This is a genomic window from Micromonospora sp. AMSO31t, from assembly GCF_008868175.1.
Taxonomy (GTDB): Bacteria; Actinomycetota; Actinomycetes; order Mycobacteriales; family Micromonosporaceae; genus Micromonospora.
Window position 1 is genome coordinate 1 of the sequence record NZ_WBKT01000241.1, and the last position, 6,162, is coordinate 6,162.

A 6,162-nucleotide genomic window follows, 5' to 3' on the forward strand; every position below is an offset into this window, starting at 1 on the left:
CGCCGGCCTGCCCGGTCCGGCGGCCGGTCAGGCCGGGCGAGCCGGTCAGGCCGCGACGTCGGCCAGCTCGCGGGCCTCCGCCGCGTCCGCCGGGGTACGCCGGGCGCGCCGCTCGGCCACCAGCAGCACCCCGAGGCCGAGCAGGGTGAGCCCGGCGCCGGCCCAGATCGGGGCGGTGAAGCCGAGCCCGGCGTCGATGGTCAGCCCGCCGAGCCAGGCGCCGAGCGCGTTGCCGACGTTGAACGCGGCGATGTTCGCCCCGGAGGCCAGGGTCGGGGCCCGGCGGGCGTACCGCATGATCCGCATCTGGAGCGGCGGGACGGTGGCGAAGCCGAACGCGCCCATCAGCACGAGCGCGACCACGGTCAGCGCCGGACTCGTGGCGGTCAGCGCGAAGCCGACCAGCACCAGGGTGAGCACCGCGAGGACGGTGACCAGGGTGCGGGACAGCGACACGTCGGCGGCCCGGCCGCCGGCCAGGTTGCCGGCGAACAGCCCGACCCCGAAGAGGACCAGGAGCCACGGCACGGTGCCGGCCGCGAAGCCGCTCACCTCGGTCAGCGTGTACGCGATGTAGGTGAACGCGCCGAACATGCCGCCGAAGCCGAGCACGGTGACCACGAGCGAGAACCAGACCTGGGCGTGGGTGAACGCCCGCAGCTCGCCGCGCAGCCCGCCGGTCGGGGCGGCGTCGGTGGCCGGACCGCGGCCGGGCACGAGGACGGCGAGGCCGGCCAGCGCGACCAGCCCGATGCCGGTGATCGCCCAGAACGTGGCGCGCCAGCCGAAGTGCTGGCCGAGGAGGGTGCCGAACGGCACGCCGAGGACGTTGGCGATGGTGAGGCCGGCGAACATCATGGCGATCGCGCCGGCGCGGCGGGCCGGCGGGACCAGGCCGGCCGCCACCACCGCACCGATGCCGAAGAACGCGCCGTGGCAGAGCGCCGCCACGATCCGGCCGGCCAGCATGGTGCCGTAGTCGCCGGCCAGCGCCGAGAGCAGGTTGCCGGCGATGAACAGCACCATGAGGCCGAGCAGCACCGGCTTGCGGCACAGCCGCGTGACGGCGGCGGTGAGCGCCACCCCGCCGACGGCCACGCTGAGGGCGTAGCCGGAGATCAACCAGCCGGCCACCGACTCGCTGACCGCGAAGTCGGCGGCGACCTGGGGGAGCAGCCCCATGATCACGAACTCGGTCAGCCCGATGCCGAACGCCCCGATCGCCAGGGCGATCAGGCCGCCGGGGAGGGCGGAGGTGCGCTGTGTCATGCCGTACCCCATCCATGCGCGCGAAACAAAGAGGCGCGTGCAACTACCCGCGCCGGCAACAAAGATAGTTGCACGCGCCGTATACCAGCGCAAGGGTGATAGCCTGGGGGACGTCCAGGTCACACCGGAGGGGGCGCCATGGGAATCGCCGACGACGCGGTCGAGATCCGCGCGCAGGGCTGGCGTACCCTCGCGGCGCTGCACGGCCTCATCGAGACCGCCCTGGAGCGCGCCCTCCAGGGCGAGCACGACCTCTCCGTCGTGGAATACACCGTGCTCGACGCGCTCTCCCGCCAGGACGGCTGGCACATGCGGATGCGGCAGCTCGCCCGCGCCGCCGCGCTCTCCGGCAGCGCCACCACCCGCCTGGTCACCCGGCTGGAGGAGCGCGGCCTGCTCACCCGCGTGCTCTGCGCCGACGACCGGCGCGGCATCTACACCGAGCTGACCCCGGCCGGCTCGGAACTGCTCGGCCGGGCCCGCCCCACCCACGACCGGGTGCTCGCCGACGCGCTCGCCGAGGCCGAGCGCACCCCCGAGCTGGCCCCGCTGGTCGACGCCCTGCACCGGCTGCCCGCCGCCCGCTGAGTCGCCGACCTGCCGATCCGCCCTCCGGCGGCGTTGCTCGTCGCCGCCCGATCGCGCAGGCGGCGGGCGGACCGGCGTTGACCTCCCGGTTCCGGCTTGGGCAGCGGTCTCCGCCGCCGGAGCGGGTCGGGCGCCGGGTCGCCGCCGTTTCTCAAGATTCCTTCAAGATTGGCTGTCGTCGTTGATCGATGGTCCGTCCCTGTTGGAAGGTACTCGCCATCGCCGTGTCGGTTCGTGTTCAGAAAGAGGACATGTTGATGGTTCGGATTAGGATGCTTCCGGCAGGAATGCGATCCCGGCGCGGTGCCGGTAAGCGGGTCCGGGGCGCATTTCTCGCCTTCGTGATGACGGCGGTCGCCGTTTTCGCCGCCCCGACCCCGAGCATGGCCGACGGCGACCTCTATTTCGTCGGATGCGAGGGCTCATACGCGTCCTGCCTAATCGGCACCAAGGTCGGGCTTCCGTCGGGCCAGTGCATGACCGCGTCGGCGTCCTACGGCTCCACGCAGGTCTGCATCGAGTACAGCGGCGACTACGTCTACGTCAGGGACGGCCTCGCCGACGGCCGCTCGGCGATGGCGCGCATCGACAGCGAATTGGGTCTCGCCTACCGCTACTGCCGGAACACGCAGGGAGCGGGCACCTGGGTCAGGTGCAACTTCGACTGGAGCGAGGCGGGCCGTTAGGACGTGAATGCCGGCATCCTCCAGAACTACGCCACCATGCCGCTCGCCCATCTCTTCTCGTTCTCCAACAACTAGCGCAGGCGCGGAGGCCGCGGCCGCTCCGGTGTCCGTCGCCCCCGTCGCCGCTGCTCAAGACCGCCGTTCCCGCCGAGCGCCACCCACTGGCGGGTCCTCTCCGTCCCGCTGGAAAGGGCCCGGTTGGGCTCGCCGCAACCCCGGAAGCCGCGGCCCGAATGGTCCGGCGGACTCTTTCTCCATGCAATTTCCGGAAAGTTCAAATAAGGCTCAAGAAAAGATCACCTTCCTTGTTCGCACGCAGGCCAGTCTTTTAGCCTTTCCCCCATCGACCGCATTGAGGCGGTCCCGTCAGGAAGTTGGCCGACAATGTTGAAGAAGTGGTCCGTGCGTGGTGCCGTCGTGCTGGCCGTACCCGCAATCGTGTTGAGTGTGGGCACGCCCGCATTCGCCGGTGACACGTGGGTGTCCCTGGTGAACAGTCAGGTCGCCGTCGCGAGCATGCAGCATGTCGACGACGGCGATTACTTCCGCGTGTACGACAAGTTGGCGGACGGCCACGGCGTGCGGGGGTACTTGTACCACTACAACTCCCCGGTGGACAAGACGCTGGTGGCCACCAAGTACAACGGTGGGGCGGGCACGTACGCGCAGTTCCAGTACGACGTGTGGGAGTTGAACACCTACGCGATCCAGGTCTGCTCGGTGGACGGCTCGAACGACACTTCTCCGGGGCCCTGCTCGCCCATTCGGAACTTCACGGAGTAAAGCCTTCCGCTTCCGCTGAACACCGAAAACGCAGAGGGCCGATCGGCGACGGCGGGGTCTCCGGGAGGGGTCGAACGGCCCGGAGTCCGGAGACCTCGTCGCCGCACTGGTTACAGGGGCGCTCCTGGAGGCCCAGCTGGACGCGCTGTTGCGCGGGCGGGGCCTGGACCCGGAGCACGCCTGACGGCCGCGTCGGGGACCTGACCTGGCAGGACGGGCCGTACGGGCGTACGGTGATCGCACCCGCCCGGCGCGACGCGGCGTCGGCGGACCCGTCGCGCAGGAGGCCACCGTGCAGGACCGCACCCCTCGTCCGGACGAGCTGGAACCCGTCGAGCGGGCCGGCGTCGACGAGCTGCGGGCCCTGCAACTCGACCGGCTGCGCTGGTCGCTGCGGCACGCGTACGACAACGTGCCGCACTACCGGCAGGCCTTCGAGGCGGCCGGCGCGCACCCCGACGACGTGCGTGAGCTGGCCGACCTGGCCCGCTTCCCGTTCACCGGCAAGGCCGAGCTGCGGGAGAACTACCCGTTCGGCATGTTCGCCGTCCCGCGCGAGCGGGTCGCGCGGCTGCACGCCTCCTCCGGCACCACCGGCCGGCCCACCGTGGTCGGCTACACCCGCGCCGATCTCGACACGTGGGCGAAGCTGATGGCCCGCTCGATCCGGGCCTCGGGCGGCCGCCCCGGCGACCGGGTGCACGTGGCCTACGGCTACGGGCTCTTCACCGGCGGGCTCGGCGCGCACTACGGCGCCGAGGAACTGGGCTGCACGGTCATCCCGGTCTCCGGCGGCATGACCGAGCGGCAGGTCATGCTGATCCGCGACTTCCAGCCCGAGGTCATCATGGTCACCCCCAGCTACATGCTGGCCATCGTCGACGAGATGGAGCGCCAGGGCGTCGACCCGAGGTCCACCTCCCTCCAGGTCGGCATCTTCGGGGCCGAGCCGTGGACCGAGGACATGCGCCGGGAGATGGAGCAGCGCCTCGACATGCACGCCGTGGACATCTACGGCCTCTCCGAGGTGATGGGCCCCGGGGTGGCGGTCGAGTGCGTGGAGACCAAGGACGGCCTGCACCTGTGGGAGGACCACTTCTACCCGGAGATCATCGACCCGGTCACCGGCGAGGTGCTGCCCGACGGCGAGCGGGGCGAGCTGGTGCTCACCTCCCTCACCAAGGAGGCCATGCCGGTGGTCCGTTACCGCACCCGCGACCTCACCCGGCTGCTGCCGGGCACGGCCCGCAGCATGCGCCGGATCGAGAAGATCACCGGCCGCACCGACGACATGATGATCGTGCGCGGGGTCAACGTCTTCCCGACCCAGATCGAGGAGCTGATCCTGCGTACGCCCGCGCTGTCGCCGCACTTCCAGTGCGTGCTGGACCGGCAGGGCCGGATGGACACCCTCACCGTCAAGGTGGAGCGGCGGGCAGGGGTGGCCGCCGACGAGGCCGAGCGGGCCGGCGCCGCGCTGGTCGAGCAGGTCAAGAACACCATCGGGGTCAGCGTGGCGGTCCAGGTCATCGAGCCCGACGGGGTCGAACGCTCGATGGGCAAGATGCGCCGGATCGTCGACCAGCGGCGGGGCAACTGACGTGGCGGGCGACGACGGCCGCACCGCGGCCCACGACATGTTCGACGCCGACGTGGCGTCCAAGGGGCTCGGCATCGAGCTGGTCTCGGCCGGCGACGGCGCGGCGGTGGCCCGGATGCGGGTCACCGCGGCCATGCTGAACGGCCACGCCATCGGCCACGGCGGCTTCGTCTTCCTGCTCGCCGACACCGCGTTCGCGCTGGCCTGCAACAGCCACGGCCCGGCCACCGTGGCAGCCGGCGGCGAGATCAGCTTCCTCCGCCCGGTCCGCGAGGGCGACCTGCTGGAGGCCCGGGCCACCGAGCGGGTCCGCTACGGCCGCAGCGGCATCTACGACGTCACCGTGTCGCGGGGCGGCGAGGTCGTCGCCGAGTTCCGCGGCCGCAGCCGCACCATCGCCCGCGACTGACCGGCGTGCCGGTCCGCCCGCCGACCCGGGTGCGCCAGGATGGGGCCATGGCACACATCCTGCTCCTGCACTCCGTCTACGGGCTGCGGCCCGCCGTGCTGGCCGCCGCCGACCGGCTCCGCGCCGCGGGGCACCAGGTGAGCACCCCCGACCTGTACGAGGTGCCCGCCGCCGACACCGTCGACGCCGGCTTCGCGCTGTTGGACAAGATCGGCCGGGACGCGGTCCTCGACCGGGCCCGCGCGGCGGCGGCCGAACTGCCCGCCGACACCGTGCTGGCCGGCTTCTCCATGGGCGCCGGCGTCGCCGGGGCACTGCTCGCGGAGCGGCCGGAGGCCGCCGCGCTGCTCCTGCTGCACGGCACCGGCGGCGACCCCGGCTCGGTACGCCCCGGGTTGCCCGTGCAGCTGCACCTCGCCGATCCCGACGAGTACGAGCCGCAGGACGAGGTGGACGACTGGCAGCGGTCGATGGCCGCGGCCGGCGCCGAGGTGACCGTCTACCGCTACCCGGGCCCCGGGCACCTGTTCACCGACCCCGGCACGCCCGACCACGACGGGCCGGCCGCGGCCCTCACCTGGGACCGCGTCCTGGCGTTCCTCGCCGCCCGCTGACCCCACCGAACCGGCCCTGGTCCGGCCGCCGGGAGCATCCGCCGGGTCCGGCCGCCCCTTGGCTCGCCGGCCCTGGACGACGTCCGGGTCGGAGTGGCCCCGTGCCCGCTCCGGCCCGGACGTCGCATCAGGCGGCGAGCACGCCGCCGGCCAGGGGCAGCCCCGCGGGGGCGGATGTCCCCACCGGCCGCTCCCGGCCGGTCCGGCGCGGAC

At 72.5% G+C, this 6,162-nt stretch carries 7 protein-coding genes; 6 read left to right on the forward strand and 1 reads right to left on the reverse strand.

From position 1 onward, the window contains the following. Positions 1-45: 45 nt before the first annotated feature. The gene (locus tag F8274_RS29570; RefSeq protein ID WP_151465639.1) at positions 46-1,269 is read right to left on the reverse strand and encodes an MFS transporter; all 1,224 of its coding nucleotides are present in this window, start codon (positions 1,267-1,269) and stop codon (positions 46-48) included. A 138-nt stretch (positions 1,270-1,407) separates the two neighbouring features. Here F8274_RS29570 and F8274_RS29575 point away from each other — a divergent pair, with 138 nt between their 5' ends. The 6 genes from F8274_RS29575 to F8274_RS29600 all read left to right on the forward strand — a co-directional run bounded on the left by F8274_RS29575 (position 1,408) and on the right by F8274_RS29600 (position 5,949). Further along, the gene (locus F8274_RS29575; RefSeq protein ID WP_151465640.1) at positions 1,408-1,857 is read left to right on the forward strand and encodes a MarR family winged helix-turn-helix transcriptional regulator; all 450 of its coding nucleotides are present in this window, start codon (positions 1,408-1,410) and stop codon (positions 1,855-1,857) included. Positions 1,858-2,144: 287 nt separating this feature from the next. Next, on the forward strand, positions 2,145-2,543 hold the full coding sequence (locus tag F8274_RS29580; RefSeq protein WP_151465641.1) for a hypothetical protein: 399 nt from the start codon (positions 2,145-2,147) through the stop codon (positions 2,541-2,543). A 402-nt stretch (positions 2,544-2,945) separates the two neighbouring features. Further along, entirely contained in the window at positions 2,946-3,326 is a 381-nt protein-coding gene (locus F8274_RS29585) for a hypothetical protein (RefSeq protein ID WP_151465642.1), read from the forward strand. Positions 3,327-3,618: 292 nt separating this feature from the next. After that, the gene (gene paaK, locus F8274_RS29590; protein ID WP_151465643.1) at positions 3,619-4,926 is read left to right on the forward strand and encodes a phenylacetate--CoA ligase PaaK; all 1,308 of its coding nucleotides are present in this window, start codon (positions 3,619-3,621) and stop codon (positions 4,924-4,926) included. Positions 4,927-4,963: 37 nt separating this feature from the next. Next, the gene (gene paaI / locus F8274_RS29595) at positions 4,964-5,335 is read left to right on the forward strand and encodes a hydroxyphenylacetyl-CoA thioesterase PaaI (RefSeq protein WP_225854035.1); all 372 of its coding nucleotides are present in this window, start codon (positions 4,964-4,966) and stop codon (positions 5,333-5,335) included. Between the two features lie 47 nt (positions 5,336-5,382). Next, a complete protein-coding gene (locus F8274_RS29600; protein WP_151465645.1) occupies positions 5,383-5,949 on the forward strand; it encodes a dienelactone hydrolase family protein in 567 nt (188 codons plus the stop codon). Positions 5,950-6,162: the final 213 nt, after the last annotated feature.

Excerpts from the sequence above, each read along its gene's own strand:
- F8274_RS29580 (WP_151465641.1), top strand. The coding sequence starts at position 2,145 with ATGCGATCCCGGCGCGGTGCCGGTAAGCGGGTCCGGGGCGCATTTCTC.
- F8274_RS29600 (WP_151465645.1), top strand. The coding sequence starts at position 5,383 with ATGGCACACATCCTGCTCCTGCACTCCGTCTACGGGCTGCGGCCCGCC.
- paaI (WP_225854035.1), top strand. The coding sequence starts at position 4,964 with ATGTTCGACGCCGACGTGGCGTCCAAGGGGCTCGGCATCGAGCTGGTC.
- F8274_RS29575 (WP_151465640.1), top strand. The coding sequence starts at position 1,408 with ATGGGAATCGCCGACGACGCGGTCGAGATCCGCGCGCAGGGCTGGCGT.
- F8274_RS29570 (WP_151465639.1), bottom strand. The coding sequence starts at position 1,269 with ATGACACAGCGCACCTCCGCCCTCCCCGGCGGCCTGATCGCCCTGGCG.